At 59.9% G+C, this 19,478-nt stretch carries 18 protein-coding genes; 8 read left to right on the top strand and 10 right to left on the bottom strand.

The genetic code is table 11. The annotated features are described in order from the left end of the window. Positions 1-11 precede the first annotated feature (11 nt). The 6 genes from rarD to BLT85_RS04475 all read right to left on the bottom strand — a co-directional run bounded on the left by rarD (position 12) and on the right by BLT85_RS04475 (position 6,165). Complete coding sequence (rarD, locus tag BLT85_RS04500) at positions 12-941, bottom strand: EamA family transporter RarD (protein WP_093397388.1); 930 nt, start codon at positions 939-941, stop codon at positions 12-14. A gap of 105 nt (positions 942-1,046) precedes the next feature. After that, a complete protein-coding gene (locus BLT85_RS04495) occupies positions 1,047-2,384 on the bottom strand; it encodes an MFS transporter (protein WP_093392030.1) in 1,338 nt (445 codons plus the stop codon). A gap of 29 nt (positions 2,385-2,413) precedes the next feature. Beyond that, positions 2,414-2,896 (bottom strand): GNAT family N-acetyltransferase, encoded by a 483-nt coding sequence (locus tag BLT85_RS04490; protein WP_093392029.1) that lies wholly within the window; start codon positions 2,894-2,896, stop codon positions 2,414-2,416. A 72-nt stretch (positions 2,897-2,968) separates the two neighbouring features. Next, positions 2,969-3,631, bottom strand: coding sequence for an SDR family oxidoreductase (locus BLT85_RS04485; protein ID WP_093392028.1), 663 nt, complete (start codon positions 3,629-3,631; stop codon positions 2,969-2,971). A 167-nt stretch (positions 3,632-3,798) separates the two neighbouring features. Next, a complete protein-coding gene (locus BLT85_RS04480; RefSeq protein WP_093397386.1) occupies positions 3,799-4,932 on the bottom strand; it encodes a glutathione S-transferase N-terminal domain-containing protein in 1,134 nt (377 codons plus the stop codon). A 114-nt stretch (positions 4,933-5,046) separates the two neighbouring features. Next, positions 5,047-6,165: a DUF2855 family protein gene (locus BLT85_RS04475; protein ID WP_093392027.1), complete on the bottom strand. Its 1,119-nt coding sequence runs from the start codon at positions 6,163-6,165 to the stop codon at positions 5,047-5,049. Between the two features lie 83 nt (positions 6,166-6,248). On the opposite strand from BLT85_RS04475, the gene BLT85_RS04470 reads away from it, so the two are divergent. Then, on the top strand, positions 6,249-6,881 hold the full coding sequence (locus BLT85_RS04470) for a TetR/AcrR family transcriptional regulator (protein ID WP_093392026.1): 633 nt from the start codon (positions 6,249-6,251) through the stop codon (positions 6,879-6,881). Positions 6,882-6,944: 63 nt separating this feature from the next. On the opposite strand, the gene BLT85_RS04465 is transcribed toward BLT85_RS04470, so the two are convergent. Together BLT85_RS04465 and BLT85_RS04460 are read right to left on the bottom strand one after the other, a co-directional pair. Then, a complete protein-coding gene (locus BLT85_RS04465; RefSeq protein ID WP_172829808.1) occupies positions 6,945-7,856 on the bottom strand; it encodes an alpha/beta hydrolase family protein in 912 nt (303 codons plus the stop codon). A 758-nt stretch (positions 7,857-8,614) separates the two neighbouring features. Beyond that, complete coding sequence (locus BLT85_RS04460; RefSeq protein WP_093392025.1) at positions 8,615-9,589, bottom strand: alpha/beta fold hydrolase; 975 nt, start codon at positions 9,587-9,589, stop codon at positions 8,615-8,617. Between the two features lie 211 nt (positions 9,590-9,800). On the opposite strand from BLT85_RS04460, the gene BLT85_RS04455 reads away from it, so the two are divergent. The 5 genes from BLT85_RS04455 (at position 9,801) to ilvD (ending at position 15,762) form a co-directional block, all read left to right on the top strand. Continuing rightward, positions 9,801-10,778, top strand: coding sequence for an NAD(P)H-dependent flavin oxidoreductase (locus BLT85_RS04455; RefSeq protein ID WP_093392024.1), 978 nt, complete (start codon positions 9,801-9,803; stop codon positions 10,776-10,778). Between the two features lie 18 nt (positions 10,779-10,796). Beyond that, on the top strand, positions 10,797-11,717 hold the full coding sequence (locus BLT85_RS04450) for a hypothetical protein (protein WP_093392023.1): 921 nt from the start codon (positions 10,797-10,799) through the stop codon (positions 11,715-11,717). Positions 11,718-12,194: 477 nt separating this feature from the next. Next, entirely contained in the window at positions 12,195-13,847 is a 1,653-nt protein-coding gene (locus BLT85_RS04445) for a sodium:solute symporter family protein (protein ID WP_093392022.1), read from the top strand. A gap of 17 nt (positions 13,848-13,864) precedes the next feature. After that, positions 13,865-13,996 (top strand): putative transporter small subunit, encoded by a 132-nt coding sequence (locus BLT85_RS16800; RefSeq protein WP_231701538.1) that lies wholly within the window; start codon positions 13,865-13,867, stop codon positions 13,994-13,996. Between the two features lie 92 nt (positions 13,997-14,088). Continuing rightward, positions 14,089-15,762: a dihydroxy-acid dehydratase gene (ilvD, locus tag BLT85_RS04440; protein ID WP_093392021.1), complete on the top strand. Its 1,674-nt coding sequence runs from the start codon at positions 14,089-14,091 to the stop codon at positions 15,760-15,762. A gap of 3 nt (positions 15,763-15,765) precedes the next feature. Here the strand turns inward: ilvD and BLT85_RS04435 are convergent, their stop codons facing one another. Beyond that, positions 15,766-16,026, bottom strand: a complete 261-nt coding sequence (locus BLT85_RS04435) for a hypothetical protein (RefSeq protein ID WP_093392020.1) — start codon at positions 16,024-16,026, stop codon at positions 15,766-15,768. A 304-nt stretch (positions 16,027-16,330) separates the two neighbouring features. Here BLT85_RS04435 and BLT85_RS04430 point away from each other — a divergent pair, with 304 nt between their 5' ends. Then, positions 16,331-17,329: a GGDEF domain-containing protein gene (locus tag BLT85_RS04430; RefSeq protein WP_231701537.1), complete on the top strand. Its 999-nt coding sequence runs from the start codon at positions 16,331-16,333 to the stop codon at positions 17,327-17,329. Positions 17,330-17,389: 60 nt separating this feature from the next. On the opposite strand, the gene BLT85_RS04425 is transcribed toward BLT85_RS04430, so the two are convergent. Further along, positions 17,390-18,874 carry a PhoX family protein gene (locus BLT85_RS04425; RefSeq protein ID WP_231701536.1) on the bottom strand — a complete coding sequence of 495 codons (1,485 nt, stop codon included), beginning with the start codon at positions 18,872-18,874 and terminating at the stop codon, positions 17,390-17,392. Between the two features lie 227 nt (positions 18,875-19,101). Between BLT85_RS04425 and BLT85_RS04420 the strand changes: the two genes are divergently transcribed. After that, the gene (locus tag BLT85_RS04420; RefSeq protein ID WP_093392019.1) at positions 19,102-19,476 is read left to right on the top strand and encodes a DUF6152 family protein; all 375 of its coding nucleotides are present in this window, start codon (positions 19,102-19,104) and stop codon (positions 19,474-19,476) included. Positions 19,477-19,478: the final 2 nt, after the last annotated feature.

The raw sequence follows: 19,478 nt of genomic DNA, 5'->3' as shown, positions 1-19,478 counted from the left end.
CCAGAGGCGAATCAGTCTGCAACCGTCGAGCTGGCATGGGTACGTGCGCGCAGCCGCTCTCCGGCCGCAGTGCGCCAGGCCGACCATGAATACAGAGCGAGCGCGGCCCAGATCATCACGAAGCTGATCAGCTGGATGCGGTTCAGCGGCTCGTCGAACACCAGCAGAGCGATGAAGAACTGCAGGGTCGGGTTGATGTACATCAGAAAACCGACCGTGGCCAATCGCAGCCGCCGGGCCGCTCCGGCAAAGGCCAACAAGGGCACCGCGGTAACCACCCCGCTGGCGACCAGCAAAACGGTAAGACGAGGTTCGTCGGCAAAGTGTGAGACATCGATCCACACCATTCCACCTAGCACCAGCAGCCCCAGCGGCAGCAGCAGCAAGGTCTCCACGAACAGGCCGGAAAGCCCGTCAAGCTCGACCTGCTTACGTAGCAGACCGTACATACCGAAGCTGAAAGCCAGCGCCAGCGTGATCCAGGGCAGACTGCCAAGCATGACCATCTGCACCACGATGGCGATTGCAGCCACAACGACCGCCACCCCCTGTACGCGCTCCATTCGCTCGCGCAGCACCAGCATACCCAACGCGACGTTGATCAAGGGCGTCAGAAAGTAACCGAGACTGGCCTGCAGCACATGCCGCGTTTCCACGGCGTAGATATAAATCCCCCAATTGAGCGCAATCAGCACCGCACAGCCCAGCACCCGACCCAGACGCCGGGGCTGCGCCAAGGCTGCGAGCACCGGATTCCAACGCCGCAGAATGCTGATGACCAATGCCAGGAACACGCAGGACCAGATGATGCGGTGGGTGAGCACTTCGAAGGCCGGGACGCCTTCGAACAGGGCAAAGAACAATGGGAACGAGCCCCAGAGCGTATAGGCGCTCAGGCCGAAGAGTACGCCTTTGGTCGATTCCGGAATCGTTCGACTCATGTCGGCACCTGCAGGTGGAATGGCTGACAGTGTACGCAACAGAACGCTAGGCCGAGCGATACAGTCGTTGAGCAACAGTACTACCGAGAACACTGCCCTTCCGAGTTAAGGCGCCGCTGCGTCACGCCACTGCTCGGCAGCCTCGGCGCCGCGGCTCTCGTTGACCGGCAATACCGTGACGATCGCCATGGCGAACAGCACTAGGCAAAACACGATCGCATCGGCCAGCCCCAGCCCCCATTGCAGCGCACCCAGGCCGAGCATGCCGAACACCGCAGCAAGCTTCGAGGCCATGCCCCACAGGCCGAAAAACTCCCCTTCCTTGCCGCGCGGCGTCAGTACCCCGACCAACGCTCGCGTTGCCGATTGGGACGATCCGAGGCTTGCGCCAGCCAGCACACCGGCCACTAGAAACACGTATTGGGCTTCCCAATCGACGCCAAAGCCGGCCCGCATCGCCTCGGTCAGCGCCGGGGTTTGCCAGATCGCCAGAATCGCCACCAGCCACAGCACCAGCGTCATCAGATAAGTAGTACGCGCGCCGAGCCGGCTTTGTAGCCACCCAAAGCCTACCGCGCCAAGCGCCGCGGTGATCTGGACGATAATGAACATGAGCACGCGCACATCCTCGTCCCAGCCGATGACCTGCGCACCGTAGATGAAAGAGAAGGCGATGATGATGTACACGCCGGACATGGTGAAGAACACCGAGACCAGCAGCGCGCGAAGATCCCGGAAGTGATGAACTTCCCGCCAGGTGGTGGCCACGCGACGCAGGCCAATCCGCACCAGCCCGGTTTGTGAGACGGGTGGCATCGTCGCATGTCGTTCCTTGAGCCAGAGGAAGGTCGGGATGGCCGCTATGAGAAAGAAGGCGCCAGCGAAGGGCCCGACCCAGCGGATCGTCTCGTAGTTCGCTGCCGAGACATCGCCCAGAAACAGCAGCGCAAAAATGGCGGCAACCAGTCCACCTATGTACCCCAGCCCCCAGCCGAGGCCGGAAATCCAGCCAAGCGCCTTGCGCGGGCCGAGGTCGGGCAGGAAGCTGGCGATGAAACCTTCGCCGATGGAATAGGCGAAGTTCGACAGGATAATCAGCAGCACCGCCGCGGTGTGCCACCCCGGTTCGATGAAGTACAGCAAGGCGGTGGAGATGACCGTGAGCACGTAACTGCCGAACAGGAAACGCTTGCGGCTCTGCGTGTAGTCCATGATCGCACCGCATATCGGGTTGGCGACCACTACCAGCAGATAGCTGGCCGCCAGCGCGACGCTCCACAGCAGGTTGCCGAGTCGGTAGTCCGGCGCGTCACCAACGATCACACGGGTGAACAGATCGCCGTAGATCACCGTAATGATCAGCAGCGTATAGCCCTGGTTGGCAAAGTCGAACATGGCCCAGCCGAATATTTCCTTCTTCGGTGCCAACTCGCTGTGGCTCATGCTCGCTCCTGGCTCGCTCGTTTGGGTGGTTAGAGTTTCTTCTGCCAGAACATGGCCCGCCCCATGGCCGGATCAAGCTCATAGTTCGCGAAGCCGATCTTTCTGTAGGCGCCTTGCGCGACCTCGTTGCCTTCCAGCACCTCCAGGGTCAACTTGCAGCAATCGCGCTCCCGAGCAATGCGCTCGACCTCTGCGATCATCTGCTGGCTGATGCCCTGGCCACGATGCTGCGCCGACACGATGACGTCATGGATATTCACCAGAGGCCGAGCTTCGAAAGTGGAAAACCCTTCGAAGCAATTCACCAGCCCGGCGGGAACGCCGTCGACGAAACACAACACGCTGAATGCGTGCGGCAGCGATGCGAGACGCCCGACCAACGTAGTCCGGACCAGCTCGGGAAGCGGCTCGCCGCCGCCCATCGGGTCCAGTGCATAGGCATCGAGCAGTTCGACGATCGCGCGGGCGTGCGCAGCGTCATGGTAGTCGGCTTGTGTGACAACGCAGTGCATGGTGAGCCTGATGTTTTGGAAAGGAAGCCGCAACGATACACCGAAACGCGTCGAATCGCAGAGTCGCTGCCATTACCAGGGCAGCGACTCACCGTTGCTATGCCAGAACGAACCGGTGTTCTCCAGACTGAGTGCATCGATTCTTGCCACCAAGCCGCGAGCGGATTCTTCAGGGGTGAGCTGTCCGGTGTTCCCAGTCATTCTGGTTTTCACATACCCCGGGTGCAGCAGTGCGACCGCAATGCCGCGAGGCTTGAGATCCATCGCCAGCGACTTGCCGAATGCATTGAGCGCCGCTTTCGAAGCTCGATAGCCATAGCGCCCACCGGAGTCGTTGTCCGCCATGGACCCCATACGGCTGGTGATGTTGGCGATTTTGGCGCCCTGCCCCAGCAATGGTAGCAGCGCTTCGGTCACGCGCAGCGGAGCATAGGCGTTGACTTCCATCTGTTGGCGGATCGAGTCGAAGTCGATGCTGCCCAGGCGCTCGTCGTGCAGCAGTCCGGCATTGTTGATGAGTACGTCGATTTGCTGGCTGCCGAGCGCCTCGACCAGCTTCGCCACACTCTCCTGCCGCGTCACGTCTATGCCGCTGATGACCCGGGTGGCCACTTGGTCGAGCTCTGTAGAGGTATCCCTGCATACGCCGATAACCTGGTCGCCGCGGCCTGCATACAGCCGCGCCAGTTCCAGACCAATACCGCGGTTGGCGCCGGTGATAAGTACCTGTCGCATATCATTGCTCCCCTGTCGAATCGGTTACGGTTCAACCAGACAAGGTAGCATCGAACCCGTCAACTCGCGTTTCGCCACCCCGTTCGCGCCCAGGTGCGCTCCTACAGTGGATGCTCGACTCGCCTGCCAGTAGGAGCGGGCATGACCGCGAAGCAGAATCCGCCGACTCAACCCCGACGCCACACCTCGATGTTGTTCTGTCGGCCAACGCCATAACGGCGTCCCAGCGGTACTGCGCCTTCGAGGCCGTACTGGCGCAAGCTGGTTTTCAACTGGTCCGCCTGGCTTGCCTCAAGGCCATCGAACACATCCACGGCACGCTGTAGGACGAACATCAGGTAAGGCTCGACGCCTACTTCGATCGGTGCATCGTGGTAGCGGGTCTGCACCATACCCAGCTGTCGCTGCTGCGGCTTCTCGGTGACAGGTTGGCCGTCAGCGGGCTGTTCACGCTCCACCCAGTCATCCATGAAACCCAGTTTGTCGCTGAGCTCTGGGAATATATCGGCGGCGATGTGCTTGAGCACCGGCTCAAGGCTCGGCGGGATCTCATCATCGGCATACAACTCAGCGTTCACATTCTGATATTCGACGACGTCCAGGCCTGGCGCAGTCATGCGCTCGACCCAACGATATACCCGCGGCGCCCGGGTCTTCATGATCTGTGCAGGAACCGGATCGCGCCCGAGGTGGGCGAACATCGAGGCGATCAGCCCATAGTCGGCGATGCATGGGCGACCGCCCAGCAGATACGGCAGGTGTCTGAAATGCTCTTCGAGCAGGTCCAGCAAGGTTTCGTAGGAGCGTTCGATAGGCGAGATGCTTTGTTCGGTGACACCCAACCGTGGCAAATAAGACTGCATGCGGCCCATTACCTTGTCGGCGAAATCGGCGCCCGAGCCGCTGGCAAACGCGTGATGCAGAAACGCTTCCTGTTGCTCGCGATATGACCATCGATAATGCATGGCCTGCTTGAGCATCGCCTGACCGCCGTAGTACTCGATGATGATCGCGATGACCCGCTGAAGCGGACCTTGGGGATAAGCGGGATACGGCACGCCCTGCTTCTCGAAGTGATCGATGATGTCGATGGTGTCCTGGATAATCTCGCCGTCAGGCGTTTCCAGCACTGGAATGATGCCGCGACCGATGTGCGGCAGGATGCGGCTGGCAAAGTCCGGGTGGGAGGTAGGCCGTTCTACGTAGGCGATGCCCTGGTTACGCAGATAACAACGCGCTTTGCCGGTATAGAGCGAATGCGATACACCATAGAGAGTGTAGACAGGGGCGTCGGTGGACATGTTGAGCTCCGATGATCGTGTTCGAATTTGCCTGACGGTATAACCCTGTCTGGCAATCGACAAGCCGATGAACCACATGAATGCTCGATCATCTGATCCATCGGCGCACTGCGCTTAGTTCGCGCCCTGCTTCACCGAGACGATATGGCCATCGCGGGGATCGACCCGACCTTCGCACAAGTCTGCGACGAGCGTTTGCGCCGCCTCGAAGCCTTCATGCTGATTGATCTTCATCCATGGGTTGCTGCTATCGCTCACGCGGTTGATGAATGCCAGCTGCGCTTCATTGAAACGTCTGGTGACTTCACCAGGGCCCCAGTCAGTGTTTCGCTTCTTGATCTGATAGGGCGCGAAATAGGGCTGTGGTTGCGGGCCGGGGAGGTTCTTCTCGGCCTTGTCCAGATGGTCCTGCGATTGTGCCGAACCGGCATAGCAGTCGTGCTTGAGCTGATCGCCGAAATGACGATGCACCCGCGCCCTCAGATCGTTGTTGCCGGCGAAGTCGACGTAGAGCGTCGGAATCGAGGGGTCCAGCGATTCCAACTCGTCGTAGCTGATGGTTTGCGCGTAGCAGCCCAGGGATTCGACGAACTGGCGGTTGCCTGTCGAGGTCCAGCCGAGCAAGCGAACGTCATCGCGGTTTTCCAGACAAAAGGCCGTGCCGTATGCCGTCTTGCTGGAGGCGCTGGAAAAGATGATCTGCCTGGCACCGAAGAAGTCGTTGTCTTCGAGAAAGTCTGCAAGCATGAACGAGGTGATGAACAGCGGACGTAGCAGCGCCTGATAGGGCTCGTACTCCGGACGGTAAGCCGCATCGGTAGTCGTACGCTGATACTGGTTATAGGCCGAGGTCAGCTCCAGGCGATGCGGCGTGCCATCGTAGAATCCACGCTCGCTGACACGGACCGGCTGCATGACCAGGTGCGTTGCAATCGGCCAGTATCCGTAGAAACGCTCGCCCTTCGCTAGCCCCTCAACGGTCGACTCGACTACTTCAGCGAAGCCCCAGGCAGGCATGAGCCCCCAGCCGTCCGCGTGCGTCGGAAAAAAGCTCCAATAGCGTAAATGTGGGGTGTCGCCAAAGGCCGCGTAGGTGATGTTGTTTGTCGTGACCGCCAGATCGGTTATCTTCAACAACGCCTCGCCGGCCTTGAGCTCAGGCAGCCCCGCGCTGACGATGCGGGTGTGATGCAAGGCAGACTTGTCGGTTTGCAACTGCGTTACAGTAGTCATCTCTCGTTATTCTCCGTGACTGAGGCCAAGTGTGAAGGGACTGTATCGCATCGCTCCGCCTATCGGGTTCGGTTATCACTGACATGCAAAAGACGCCGCCGGAAACCAAGCTCAAGCCACTGAAACGCCCTTCTCAAGCCCGTGCCAAAGCGACCGTGCAGGCCATTTTCGATACCTATGTTCGGATTTGGCAGCGCGATGGCTGGGAGCGGATTACTACCCGCGCCATCGCGCTTGAATGCGGAATTGGCGTAGGCACTCTGTACGAATATTTCCCCAACAAGATGGCACTGCATTCCGGATATATTCGGTATTGCATCGAAAGTCTCATCCGCTGCGTGGACGAGGCGGCTATACAACCGGTCGGTCTACCGTGGGAGGAGCGCATACACCGTCTTCTGCAGCGTGTGTGTGGTGTCGAACGCTCCGGCCTCCCCTGGTTTCATCCGAAACTGCTCGATCTGGAGCCGGCTCTGGCCGAGCTGAAACATCAACAGCGCGCTCATGAAGAGTTCATGCAACTGTGGCACCGGGTATTCGATGCCTGTGATGATCTGCCCTGTTCAGTATCGCCACAGACCATCGAAGCGCTGCATCTGGCTGTGTGGGGCGGGCGGCGTTACGCCTTGTTGCTACAGCTGGAAAGTGACGAGACCGCCGCCTGGGCTAACGAGATGGAGCGGCTCTGTCGCGCGGCGATACTCGTGCACGCATGAATTCGCCGGCACAAAAAAAGCTCCGGCCACCTGTGGTGACCGGAGCTTTTCACAACTATCAGCTTAGTACGGGCAGTTACCGCGGTACTCGGAGATAGTGTAGTCCGAAGTGTGGTTAGGACCACACAGGAACTGCTCGTAACGCTCATCGTTATCCAGGTGCAATTTCATCCAGGACACGCCCAGGCGGCTCAGCGCAGGGTTGTACGAGTTGCCGCCATTGGCGCAGTAGTGGCTGCCGTTGTTCAACTCGAAGAACGCCTTCGGCAGGCCGCTTGGCAGCTGGTTATAGAATGGCGAAGCATGCTGGCTAACCGGAGCGACGGTGTCCGATTCACAAGCGAAGATCAGCGTCGGAGCCTGAACGTCACGGAAGGTGGTCTGATCCCAAGGAGCCAGCGGAATCGCCGCCTTGATGCGACCTTCCTCGGCAACGCGCAGCGTACCGCCACCGCCCATCGACCAACCAACCACGCCGAGGCGATTGACGTCAATCAGTCCGTTGATAGCACTGCTGGAGGTGTTGTTGCGGTCGATCATGTAGTCGAGCGCGGCGTTGATCTGGCGCGCGCGGCTGGCGGGCTGGTCATAACCGGAGTTGGTGTCGATGGTCATCACCACGAAGCCGTGGGAAGCGAGCTTGGGGCCCCACCACTCGATGGACGACTCGGACGAAACGAAGCCTGGGATGACCACGATCGCTGCCATGGTGCCCGTGGTACCCGTCGGATAATGGATGGTGCCGCCGCCAAAACCGCTGACATAGCTGGAAACGTTCTCGGTCCGGACGCTGTACGGCCCGCTTTCGGCTTGCAGATACGAAACGGTTGGGTCCGGTCCGCGCTGGTAGCTGCCGTCACCACCATCAGTCGGAGGCGGAGGCGTGGGATTGCCAGCCATAGAGGAAGCAGAGAAAAGCAGTGCACTTGCGGCGAGCAGGGACAGGGCCGACTTCGGGAATAGTTTGTTATTCATTTTTACTCCGAGAGTTTCTAATTTGTTTTTATCGAAACTTCTTTGACCGATGTTTCCAGGGGACAGCCGGACATCAGACTCTCGAAGTGTAAGTTGGAAAAGAAGCAAGTCAATGTCAGAACGTCAATTTCACCCGTATGGGTTATGGCCGAACAATGGATCCAAATCAACTGGTTGCAGGCACAATGACACGATTCCAGCACTACTCTCGATTCACCTATTTGGGTGATGGCGAAACTTCAGATAACGCTATTATCACCGGGATAGTTTATTTCTCGCTTAGGAAGAATCTCTGTTTCACCTTGCTCGCCTTCGAACAAGTTCAGGAAAAACGACACGAACGCACAGGTACTGGAACTTGCTCGATGCGCGAGCACTCGCATCGCAGAAGAACGGTCGGAGCCAAACCGATCTGGCTTGGTCGGCGGATAGCAGAACGAGGCAGGGACCAGCGCCCGAGGCGGTCGGTCCCCCACAGCCAACTCAGTGATACATCCAGAAGTTCGGGTGTTCGATGCCTGCATCCTGGCCGGCGATCTGGTCAGATTGCTTGCGCTGCAGAATCCGCTTGATCAGTTTCATTGACATACTCCTCTTGTGTAGGTGTGTATGCCATCATCAAGCGAAGCGGCGTATAGGCAAAGCGGATTGTCGCTATCTTTCTTATTATGAAAACTTATCGCAACCCTCGCCCCAGGCCATGTCGGTTGCGGTTATTGACCGGGTCGCAAAAACACGTGCCGGGAGACGGCCGGGCTTCACTGACCATGAACCCCGACAAATCGGAGCAGCGCCCGGTTTACCTCTTCGGTCGCCTCACCTTGTAGCCAATGTCCCTTGTCTGGCAAAACCTGGACCGTCAGGCTGGGCACACGATCGATCATTTGCGCGACCAAATGCTCTGCCGTAGCGCGCTGGGTCGCGTAATCCATTTCGCCGGATAAAAACAACACCGGGCAATCGATACGCGCATCGGCGTACCGCTGCATGATCCGCCAATTCCGGTCGATGTTTCGGTAGTAATGGAGCCCGCCGGCGAAGCCGCTCTGCCGATAGGTTTTCACGTAATAGGCGATGGCCTCGTCAGTTAGCCAGCCGGGTTGCTCCAGCGGCTTGCCCAGCCGGCCGATCCAGCCGCCGCCTTCACTTATGGACTTGCCCAGAACCGGTTTGGCGCGGGGCGTGTCGGGCGAGCAGAACAATGCGCGCAATATTCCCTCCGGGTCCGCGTCAAATTCGGCTTCTGCGACGCCGGGCTGCTGAAAGTACAACTGGTAGAAGAATCGATCCTGAAACAACTCACGCAGCTGTTCGGTGGGCGGCTGTTCGCCGAGGGGCTTCAGCGGCACACTCATGACCACCATCTTCGAGACCTTGTGCGGATACTGCAGCGCGAAGCCCCACACGTTGATCGCACCCCAGTCATGGCCAAGCAGTAGTACGTTGGAAACGCCCGCCTCGGCGATCAAATCGGAGAGGAACCTGCCTGTCCGCTCGATCGTGTAATCGGCGATCTCCGCATATCCCTGCGTTTGCCCGAAGCCGGGCATGTCCGGCGCGATGACGCGATAGCCGGCGTTTGCCAACAAGACCATCTGATGCCGCCAGGAATACCAGCACTCTGGCCAGCCGTGTACGCAGAGGGCGACCGGTCCTTGACCGAGTACAGCGACGCGAGCATCGAGCCCGCTGACGGTCCATTTCTGTAGCTCGACGTCTTCGATGCTGTACATGTTGTCTCGCTCCCATTCGCCAACGTCGTCGCAGGTATGTGGAACCCTACATCAGCCGGTCGCTAGCGCGAGAAGTATCAATCAGGTGAATACCGCACTTACATGGCAATTAAGGCGTTACCACGCCTACACTCTTCCGGTTGATTCGACCAACTTCTCCCACCCGCGCCTGCTGCAGGCAGGCCGATCAGCGGAATGAACAGAGGGCCATATGAAAACCAGAATCACCGAACTTTTCGGCATCGAACATCCGATCATCCAGGGCGGCATGCACCATGTCGGCTATGCCGAGCTCGCCTCCGCAGTCGCCAATGCTGGCGGCCTGGGCATGATCACCGCCCTCACGCAGCCCAACCCTGCCGCGCTGGCCGAAGAGATCCGCCGTTGCCGCGAGATGACCGACAAGCCCTTCGGTGTCAACCTGACTTTCCTGCCTTCGGTCAATCCGCCGGACTACCCGGGCTATGTCGAGGCGATCATCAAGGGCGGCGTGAAGGTGGTCGAGACCGCCGGCAACAATCCGCAGAAGTACCTACCGGCGCTGAAAGAGCACGGCGTCAAGGTGATCCACAAATGCACTGCGGTACGTCATGCACTCAAAGCCCAGGCGATCGGCTGCGACGCGGTCAGCGTGGATGGATTCGAGTGTGGCGGGCACCCCGGGGAAGATGATGTACCGAACTTCATCCTGTTGCCGCGCGCTGCGGATGAGCTGGAAATTCCCTTTGTCGCTTCCGGCGGCATGGCAGACGGCCGCTCGCTCGCCGCTGCGCTGGCGATGGGCGCCGAAGGTATGAACATGGGTACCCGCTTCATCGCCACCAAGGAGGCCCCGGTTCACGAGAACGTCAAGCAGGCTATCGTTGCGGCCAGCGAACTGGATACCCGCCTGGTCATGCGCCCGCTGCGCAATACCGAGCGTGTGCTGAACAACAGTGCCGTCGAGCGCCTGCTCGAGAAAGAGCGCAAGCTGGGCGCCGACCTGAAATTCGCCGATATCGCCGAGGAAGTTGCAGGCGTCTATCCGCGCATCATGAAAACTGGCGAGATGGACGCCGGTGCCTGGTCCTGCGGCATGGTCGCCGGGCTGATCAATGATGTCCCGACCGTGAAAGAGCTGATCGATCGCATCATGGCCCAGGCTGAAGGGATCATGCGTGACCGCCTCACCCGCATGCTCAACGGCTGATAAATAAAGGAGTCACGCATGAGTTTTGATACTCCGTTACACCTGTGCGGCCCACTGCGCGAGCCCCGGCAAATGCTGCAGGAACAGGAATACAGCGGCCACACATCGATCCACGATGACAGCATGGCCGAGAAGCTCGGCTTCAAGGCTGGCCCTATCGAAGGGCCCACGCACTTCAGCCAGTTCGTCCCCTTGCTGGTCGAGGTGTTCGGCCAGGCCTGGTTCGAGAGCGGCTGTTTTTCCGCTCACTTCCAGAACATGGTCGTCGAAGGCGAGCAGGTACGCGCCTTCGTCGAACTGCCTGCCCCGGGTGCAACCCGCTTGCGCTGCTGGGCCGAAAAGGCCGACGGCACGCCAGTGCTCGAAGCCAGCGCCAGCATCGGCCCTGGGGATGGACCTACGCTATTGGACGAGCGCATGGCCAAGCTCCGCGCCCCGGAGAAGCTGGTAATCCTGTCGGATCTTCAGGTAGGCATGAAAGGCGCTGAAGAAGAACGCGTGCGCATGGATGCCGACCAGCATATGGGCAATCTGTATCCGTTCTCGCTCAACCAGAAGCTCGAACGCATAACGGAAAATTCGCCGTGGTACTCCGATGCCGAGAGCACCCCTTGGGGTCGGGCGATCATCCCGCTGGAGATGGTCAGTGTGCTGGCTGAATACACCAGCAAGCAGGCCGCTTTCCCGGTCAAGCAGCCGGTAATCGGCCTGTTTGCCGACCAGGAAATCCGCATGGTCGACGGGCCGCTGTTCGTTGGCGAGGAGTATGTGATCCGCCGCGAAATCGCAGCGCTGTCGGAAAGCAAGCGCACCGAGTCGTATTGGGTGCGGACGCGAATTTATGACGCCAAGGGCGAAACGCTCAAGGCCGAGATGTTACTCAACCACGCGACGCTGAAGCATTCCTACGCAAATTACGAAGCCGAAGCATCTGCCTAGCCGCACTGCCCCCCGTAGGCGCACTAGTGATGCCCGGCCATATGGCCGGGCATCTCCATACCGGCCGCAACCTTCCCAAGCACTTGCCCCGCTTCACTGTCGTGCCCGCTGCCGTGAGAGCCGCCCTCGATGATACGACGGCTATGTGGCGCGAAACTCCAGCCTTTCCCCGTCCTGTTTCGCACCGCACGCGCGCTCCGGTCGTGGACTAATCCCGCCCAAGCGGTTAGGGTAAGTCTCCGCCGAGCTGCAGCAAAGCTCGGTTTTGCACGTCTCGTTTACCAGCTTTTGCGCTGGCGCACCCGGGTCAGACCCCATTTGTTCTGACCGTCCAATGATCGCGGCGTAACCTGATCGTCACGACCCAGGCAACTGTCCCGGTGGGACCGTGCGGCGAAAATCTTTACTTGCCGGGTTTGGCAGCGCCCTGCCGGGCCGACCGCGCAAGCAGCCTTGCGAACCGACAGAGGGATATGCTTGAACGACTCCGACTTCTACCAATTTTCGACCTTTACAGTGCTCGCTCTCCTGCTCGCCTTTTATGGCGGCACCTACTTGCTCACACTGTTGATCAAGAACAAGAAGGAAAGTACCGACGCGTTCATGGTTTCCAATCACAACCTCGGCTTCGGGTTGGGTGCGGCCAGCATGACTGCCACGTGGATATGGGCAGCCTCGTTTTACGCTGCCGCCACCTCCGGCTACACCTATGGTATTTCCGGGCCTCTGCACTACGGCTTATGGGGTGCGTTGATGATCCTGTTCATCTATCCGTTCGGTCGCCGGTTTCGCAAACTCGCTCCCAATGCGCACACCTTGGGTGAATTGATCCACGCGCGCCACGGTGCCTCCAGCCAGCTTATCCTGGCCTCGTCCAACGTGCTGGGCAGCATCATCAGCCTGATGGTCAATTTCACTGCTTCCGGCGCGCTGGTCTCGGTGCTGTCGCCCCTATCCTTCCAGGCCGGCGTCATCATCGCCGGTGTCGGCGTGCTGGCGTATACCTTGTGGTCCGGGTTCCGCGCCTCGGTACTGACCGACTTCGCACAGCTTATGGCAATGATGGCAATAGCCATCCTGATCATCCCTGCGGTGCTGTTCTCGCTGGGCGGGCCTGGCGTGTTGAGTGAAGGGATGGCGCTACTGACGCCCGAGCAGGCCGACCTGTTTTCCACCGAAGCCATCCTCAATCAGGGCGCGCCGTTCTTCGTCGCCGTACTGGCGTACGCCATTGGCAACCAGACCATTTCGCAACGCTTGTTCGCCGTCCGCGAAGATCACATCAAACCGACCTTCATCACTGCGACCATCGGCTACGGCGCGATCGTCATCGGCCTCGGCATGATCGGCCTGATGGCGCTGATGACCGGCCTCGAGCCCATCGACGGGGACATGAACAATCTCATCCCGCAGATGGTTTCGCTGTATCTGTCGCCCGTGTTCATTGCACTGTTTTTCATCCTCGTGATCGGCTCGCTCTCGTCTACTGCCGATTCGGATCTCTGCGCGCTCTCGGCGATCGTCATGGCGGATGTCTATGGCAAGAACATCGCCAGGGGACGGCCTGATCCGACGCGTATGCTATTCATTGGTCGGCTGACGATGATTGTCGCCACGCTCATCGGCGTCGTTCTTGCCAGCTTGTCGATGGATATTCTCATCATGCTGGTCTTCGTGGGCGCGCTATGGGGCGCAATCGTTTTCCCGGTCATTGCCAGCTGCTTCTGGAACCGCGTGACCAACGCAGCGTTCACCTCGGCCGTGATTGCCGGCCTGTTGATGTTCTGCGTGGCCCGCTTCGAGCTGCTGAATATGGCCGGGGTGACTGGCCTGCTTTTCGAGCTGCTGGCTTCGATCGGCGGCGGCGTAGTGATCGGCCTGATGGCTTTCGGCTTCTTCGGACGTCGCGCCGGCGTCATCGTCGGAATACTCGGCGCCGTGGTTCTGGCGTGGTTCGCTGTCGGCTTCCTGCGTGATTACACCATCCTGCTGGCGTCGCTCACCGCTTACGGTGTGAGCACACTGGTTTGTGTGACGATAAGCCTGATGAGCTCACACAGGTTCGAGTTCGCCAGCATCGGACAATCGGTCGGCAACTACGACGATACGACTGAGCTTCCAACCAAGTGATAATCGGAGACATCAATATGCAAACCTACATTCTGGCAGGCTATGTCCTTATCTGGCCGGCGGTATCCCTGGCAGTGCTGGTGATGATTCTGGGCGCAACGGTCAAGGACGCTCGGGCTGCGCGTCAGGAAAAGCGCGACCTGGTTTGAGTGTTTAGCCGAGGTGACCGGGCCGGAAGAGAAGGACACCTTTTCGAGCCCGGCCTGTCACAACACCAACAACCAGCACGAGGATCCGAGCGATGACCGATGACACGATGCGAAAATACTCCTCACAAGTAGTGGACGGCGTCGCAGCAACGCCTGCCCGCGCCATGTTGCGCGCGGTTGGCTTTACCGACGACGACTTCACCAAGCCGCAGGTGGGCATCGCTTCGACCTGGGCCAACGTGACCCCGTGCAACATGCATATCAACAAGCTGGCCGAAGATGCCGGGCGTGGCGTGGATGCAAGCGGCGGCAAGAGCGTGATTTTCAACACCATCACCATCTCCGACGGTATCGCCAACGGTACCGAGGGCATGAAGTACTCGCTGGTCTCGCGTGAAGTGATCGCCGATTCGATCGAAACGGTCGCAGGCTGCGAAGGGTTCGATGGCCTGGTAGCCATAGGCGGCTGCGACAAGAACATGCCTGGTTGCCTGATCGGTATGGCGCGGCTGAACCGGCCGTCGATCTTCGTTTATGGCGGCACCATCAAACCGGGGGCGAATCACACCGACATCATCTCCGTGTTCGAAGCCGTCGGCCAGCACGCCAAGGGTGACATTGATCTGGTCGAGGTGCAGCAGATCGAGGAAACCGCCATCCCCGGCCCAGGCTCCTGCGGCGGCATGTACACCGCCAACACCATGGCTTCAGCGATCGAGGCGCTGGGCATGTCGCTCCCCGGCTCCTCCGCGCAGAACGCGGTATCACTCGACAAGAGCGAAGATTGCATCAACGCCGGACGGCAGGTTCTCGAGCTGCTGCGACAGGACATCAAGCCCAGCGATATCATGACCCGGAAGGCTTTCGAGAATGCGATTCGCGTCGTTATCGCCCTCGCCGGCTCGACCAACGCCGTGCTGCATCTCCTGGGCATGGCTCACGCCGTCGGCGTGGACCTGTCTCTCGACGACTTTACCGAGCTGGGCAAGACCACTCCGGTCCTTGCCGATCTCCGCCCGAGCGGCCAGTACATGATGTCCGAGCTGGTGGCGATCGGTGGCATTCAACCCTTGATGAAGCGCCTGCTGGATGCCGGCCTGCTGCACGGCGATACGCTTACGGTGACCGGCAGGACGCTGGCTGAAAATCTGGCGGACGTGCAGGACTATCCGGAAGGGCAAGACATCATCAGACCCTTCTCCAACCCGGTGAAACCCAATTCGCATCTGGTGATCCTGCACGGCAACCTCTCCCCGGAGGGTGCCGTCGCGAAGATCACCGGCAAGGAAGGCTTGCATTTCAAGGGCACGGCGCGGGTGTATCACGGCGAAGAAGCGGCGCTGACCGGGATCCTTGGCGGCGAGGTCGTGGCAGGTGACGTATTGGTGATCCGCTACGAAGGGCCGAAGGGCGGGCCTGGCATGCGCGAGATGCTTTCGCCGACCTCGGCGATCATGGGCAAGGGTCTGGGCAAGGAGGTCGCACTGATCACCGATGGCCGTTTCTCCGGCGGCTCGCATGGCTTCGTGGTCGGCCACATCACCCCGGAAGCTTACGAGGGCGGGCCGATTGCGCTGGTCGAGGATGGCGATCCGATAAGCATCGATGCCGAGAGCCGGCAGATCACGCTGGACGTCGGGGAGGACGTTCTTGCCGAACGGAGACGGCGCTGGAAACGCCCTCCGGCCAACTACACGCGCGGCGTGCTGGCGAAATACGCGAAACTGGTGTCGAGCGCCTCGGAAGGGGCGGTGACCGACAAGTAGGTCTTACGTAGACGAAGCCGTACCAGCGGCCTGCGCATCGTATCGCTGCGATGCGGCTTCGAGCCACGCGTCGAGTTCCTTGCGCCTGACCTTCAGGCGCTGCGCCTCGGCGAGTTTTTCCAGCATGAATGCCTGCTTGATCGGGTCCTTGCCTGCCAATGACAACGCCAGGTCGCGCTGCGACCAGCGCCTGATCAGCACAAATATCCACCAGTGAAAGGCCAGCCCCGCCACGGTGATGATCGCAATAATGAAGTAATCCATAACGCCGAATGCTTACCTGAATGGGCGGGAAAGGCGGCACCCCAAGCCACAGTCGCGTCGGGCGAGCCATCATTTTGCCGCTTCGATTGAACCGCTGATGGTCAAAGCGGGTCCAGCATAGATATCGAATCGGAAGTGATTGTTCAATCTGATTGCCAACGAAGCTCAATCACCCGATGTTCAGGCATCCGCTGTCGGAGTACCTGTGAAGTCTTTGGATTCAATTCGACGTTCGTTCGACCCCTTGCAGGGGTCCCCTGCCACCTTCAGGGATGAGTTTGCAGATTGGTATCACCAGACGAAGTTGCCGCAAATCCGGCTGATCGCACTGCTCACGATGGTGCTGTACGTGCTCTATGCCTGGATGGAGCAAGACGTTGCCGAATCCATGCACGGCGCTCGGATGACCGTGCACGGGCTCATGATCCCGGCTGCTCTGCTGCTGGTCCTGCTGATGAGTTTCTTCGATCGCTTGCGTCAGCCTATGGTGTTTTTACTCGCTACCGCGCCGGTAGCCTCCACCGCAGCCAATCTCTGGTTGAACAGCCACCATCAGGACTTCGTGTATTTCCTGCCGGAACTCTATTTCATCATCATCTGGACGTTCACCATCTCGGGCCTGAAGTTGCGTCTGGCCATTCTCACCGCCTCGGGGTCAACACTGCTGATTCTCGTGGTGACGCTGGCCGGCACTATTGCGCCCGGTATCGAACGGTTGCACCTGATCTGGCTGATGGCAGCCTTCTCCTTCGGTATCGTCAACGCGTATATCCTCGAGCGGGCTCACAAGGTGATGTTCATCAATCACAAGGAGCTGGCCCTATCCGCCAGCACCGATGGCCTTACCGGACTATGGAACCGGTCGAGAATCGAGCAGCTGTTCAACGAGGAGTGCCTGCGCGCCAACCGCTACGGGACACCCTTCTCGGTGATCCTGATCGACATTGATCACTTCAAGCAGGTCAATGACACCTTCGGCCATACCGTCGGCGACACAGTACTTCGTCAGTTTGCCGCTCTACTGCGTAATAACGTGCGGCAGGTTGATCAGGTCGGCAGACTGGGAGGCGAGGAGTTTCTTATCGTTCTGCCGGAAACCGGGCAAAAGCAGGCGCACGAAGCTGCGGAAATCCTCCGCCAGCGAATCAACAGGCACGAGTTCGACACCGTGCAGAGCAAGACCGCGAGTTTCGGCGTCACGCAGTACCGCGGAGACGAAACCTTGCAACGCATGCTCGATCGGGTAGACCAGGCACTCTATGCTGCCAAAAACAAGGGCCGCGACCGGGTAGAGGTGCTCTGACCGGAACCAGGATGCCCGCCAAATGGCGGGCATCCTGTATTGCCTGAGCTGACGCCTGAACTACAGGGAACCGCGCTTCCAGGGCCCCCAGATGGCGAAGGTGATGCCCGGAGTCTGCGCGTTGACGAAGAGGAAATGGCCGGTCGGATCGAAGCAGGCGCCGGCGAACTCCTTGTTGCGATAATCCCCGCCCGCCACGTTCTTGCCGGCCGCGGCCGCTTCGACATCGTTGAACACGATGTTGTTCTTGGCAAAGATATACGGCTCGCCGCTGCCAGTCAGGCCGATCAGACGCTCACCGAAACCATACTCATCCAGCACGCCGCCGCCGTCCTCACAGAGCAGTACGCCACCGCGCGGGCTAACCGTTACGTTGTCCGGGTTGTTGGCGATGACATTGTCGTTGGAGGCGAATATGCAGGTGATGCGATCGGTCCGCAGATCATGCATCCAAACGCACCCCTCGCCCTGCCCTTCGCGACCCTGGCTGTCGCGGCCGGCGCTGGTGTCGACGATGTACGCCTTGCCCCGGTGGTACCAGATGCCTTCACCACGGCTCATGGTCAAACCGCCCGCAGCCCTGGCCTGAACATAGGGACCACTTTGGCTGCCCTGTGGATCGGCGTCGGGCTCGGCAATATCGACCCACTCCAGCTGGTACTCATCGCCCACTTCGGGCGCCAGCAGCATGGCGCCGCTCAGGCCTTTCACCCTGGCAGCCTGCAGCCGGCCGCCCTCTTCCAGCGCGGCGGGACGCATGCTCCTGTTCTCCGGAATAAACCGATAATACCCGGCCACATTGCGCTGGTCTTCGGTCTGATAGACGATGCTGGTACGCGGATCGACGCATACCGCTTCATGCTTGAAGCGGCCCATCGCGACGATCGGCTGGCCAGTGGTCTTGTCCGCCTCGGGGCGCACTTCGAACACGTAGCCATGCTTCAGGCCGCCTGATGACGTCAGGTCGGTAATGGTTTCCTCGCAGCTCAGCCAGGTGCCCCAGGGCGTAACGCCGCCGGCACAGTTGACCAGCGTACCGCCGAGGCTCGGCTCGGTCCGCACGTCCTGGCCAATGCCATACGGGAAACGGATCGTGGTGTTGCCGCCACCGGGCTGCTGACCGTTGGCCAGGGAAACCTGATCATAAATCGCTGGTGCGGGAATGCGGCTCGCGCTGCCGCCTACTTCGTGGTTGCGGATGAGCACGATCTCACGACCGCGACGGCCACGGCTCACGCCCACCACGCCCATGCCGTCATGCTTGCCCGGTACCGGCTGGCCGTCGCTCATCACGTCGCCTGCCCATGAAAAGCTTTTGTAATTGAAGCCCGGCGGAAGCTGGAGCAGCTCCAGCCCGGTCGCCATATCCTTGACCGGACGCAGGCTGCCGTAAGGACCGGCAATGGGTGGCAGTGGATTGGCTGCATGTGCCTGTCGGGTAGCGAACGCTTGCAGGGTACCTACGAACGGTGCGGCGACGGCAAGCGCAACACTGCCCTTGAGAAGATTACGACGGCTGGCATTTGGCGTATCAGTACTCATCATCAGGTCCTCTGTGAGGTTTTTTCGGGACCTTGAGTGCAACACCCGTAGATGACGACGCGATGATAGGTTGGTTGCGGTTGTCTGAAGCGAGACGAGTGGTTCGTTTGCTTCAAACAAAGCGTTACGTCTCCGCGCGGCAGCGTCGGCCAGCACTCCTATACTGACTATTCGGCCAGTGCACATTCCATCTGCCGACCGCTCGGTCCCCAAGCCTCAAGGAGCACACCATGTTCATCAAGCGCACGCTCGGTATTGCCATGCTAACGGCTTCGCTCGTCTCACCCGCGACGGCTCATCACGGCTGGTCATGGGCCGAGCAGGAACAGACCCAACTGAGCGGCACCATCACCAACGTTCAGATGGCACCTCCCCATCCTTCGCTGGATGTCGAGGCGGAGGATGGCACCTGGCGAGTCGAACTGGGCAACCCGCGCAACACGGCGAAAGCCGGTTTCGATGAAAACGCTGCCAGCCCGGGCGACAGCATCACCGCCGTGGGCAACCGCAGCCAGGACAAGTCCGAAAAGCGCATGAAAGCCGTGCGGGTCACTATCGAGGGGAAGACGTACGACATCTACCCGGAGCGAATCGAAAAGCAGTAAGC

Origin of the sequence: Halopseudomonas xinjiangensis (genome assembly GCF_900104945.1) — a bacterium.
GTDB lineage: Bacteria > Pseudomonadota > Gammaproteobacteria > Pseudomonadales > Pseudomonadaceae > Halopseudomonas > Halopseudomonas xinjiangensis.
This window is presented reverse-complemented; position numbering and strand designations above follow the sequence as displayed.

Excerpts from the sequence above, each read along its gene's own strand:
- BLT85_RS04425 (WP_231701536.1), bottom strand. The coding sequence starts at position 18,874 with ATGATGAGTACTGATACGCCAAATGCCAGCCGTCGTAATCTTCTCAAG.
- rarD (WP_093397388.1), bottom strand. The coding sequence starts at position 941 with ATGAGTCGAACGATTCCGGAATCGACCAAAGGCGTACTCTTCGGCCTG.
- BLT85_RS04455 (WP_093392024.1), top strand. The coding sequence starts at position 9,801 with ATGAAAACCAGAATCACCGAACTTTTCGGCATCGAACATCCGATCATC.
- BLT85_RS04485 (WP_093392028.1), bottom strand. The coding sequence starts at position 3,631 with ATGCGACAGGTACTTATCACCGGCGCCAACCGCGGTATTGGTCTGGAA.
- BLT85_RS04480 (WP_093397386.1), bottom strand. The coding sequence starts at position 4,932 with ATGTCCACCGACGCCCCTGTCTACACTCTCTATGGTGTATCGCATTCG.
- BLT85_RS04435 (WP_093392020.1), bottom strand. The coding sequence starts at position 16,026 with ATGGATTACTTCATTATTGCGATCATCACCGTGGCGGGGCTGGCCTTT.
- BLT85_RS16800 (WP_231701538.1), top strand. The coding sequence starts at position 13,865 with ATGCAAACCTACATTCTGGCAGGCTATGTCCTTATCTGGCCGGCGGTA.
- BLT85_RS04450 (WP_093392023.1), top strand. The coding sequence starts at position 10,797 with ATGAGTTTTGATACTCCGTTACACCTGTGCGGCCCACTGCGCGAGCCC.
- BLT85_RS04495 (WP_093392030.1), bottom strand. The coding sequence starts at position 2,384 with ATGAGCCACAGCGAGTTGGCACCGAAGAAGGAAATATTCGGCTGGGCC.
- BLT85_RS04490 (WP_093392029.1), bottom strand. The coding sequence starts at position 2,896 with ATGCACTGCGTTGTCACACAAGCCGACTACCATGACGCTGCGCACGCC.
- BLT85_RS04460 (WP_093392025.1), bottom strand. The coding sequence starts at position 9,589 with ATGTACAGCATCGAAGACGTCGAGCTACAGAAATGGACCGTCAGCGGG.
- BLT85_RS04470 (WP_093392026.1), top strand. The coding sequence starts at position 6,249 with ATGCAAAAGACGCCGCCGGAAACCAAGCTCAAGCCACTGAAACGCCCT.
- BLT85_RS04475 (WP_093392027.1), bottom strand. The coding sequence starts at position 6,165 with ATGACTACTGTAACGCAGTTGCAAACCGACAAGTCTGCCTTGCATCAC.
- BLT85_RS04420 (WP_093392019.1), top strand. The coding sequence starts at position 19,102 with ATGTTCATCAAGCGCACGCTCGGTATTGCCATGCTAACGGCTTCGCTC.
- BLT85_RS04465 (WP_172829808.1), bottom strand. The coding sequence starts at position 7,856 with ATGAATAACAAACTATTCCCGAAGTCGGCCCTGTCCCTGCTCGCCGCA.
- ilvD (WP_093392021.1), top strand. The coding sequence starts at position 14,089 with ATGACCGATGACACGATGCGAAAATACTCCTCACAAGTAGTGGACGGC.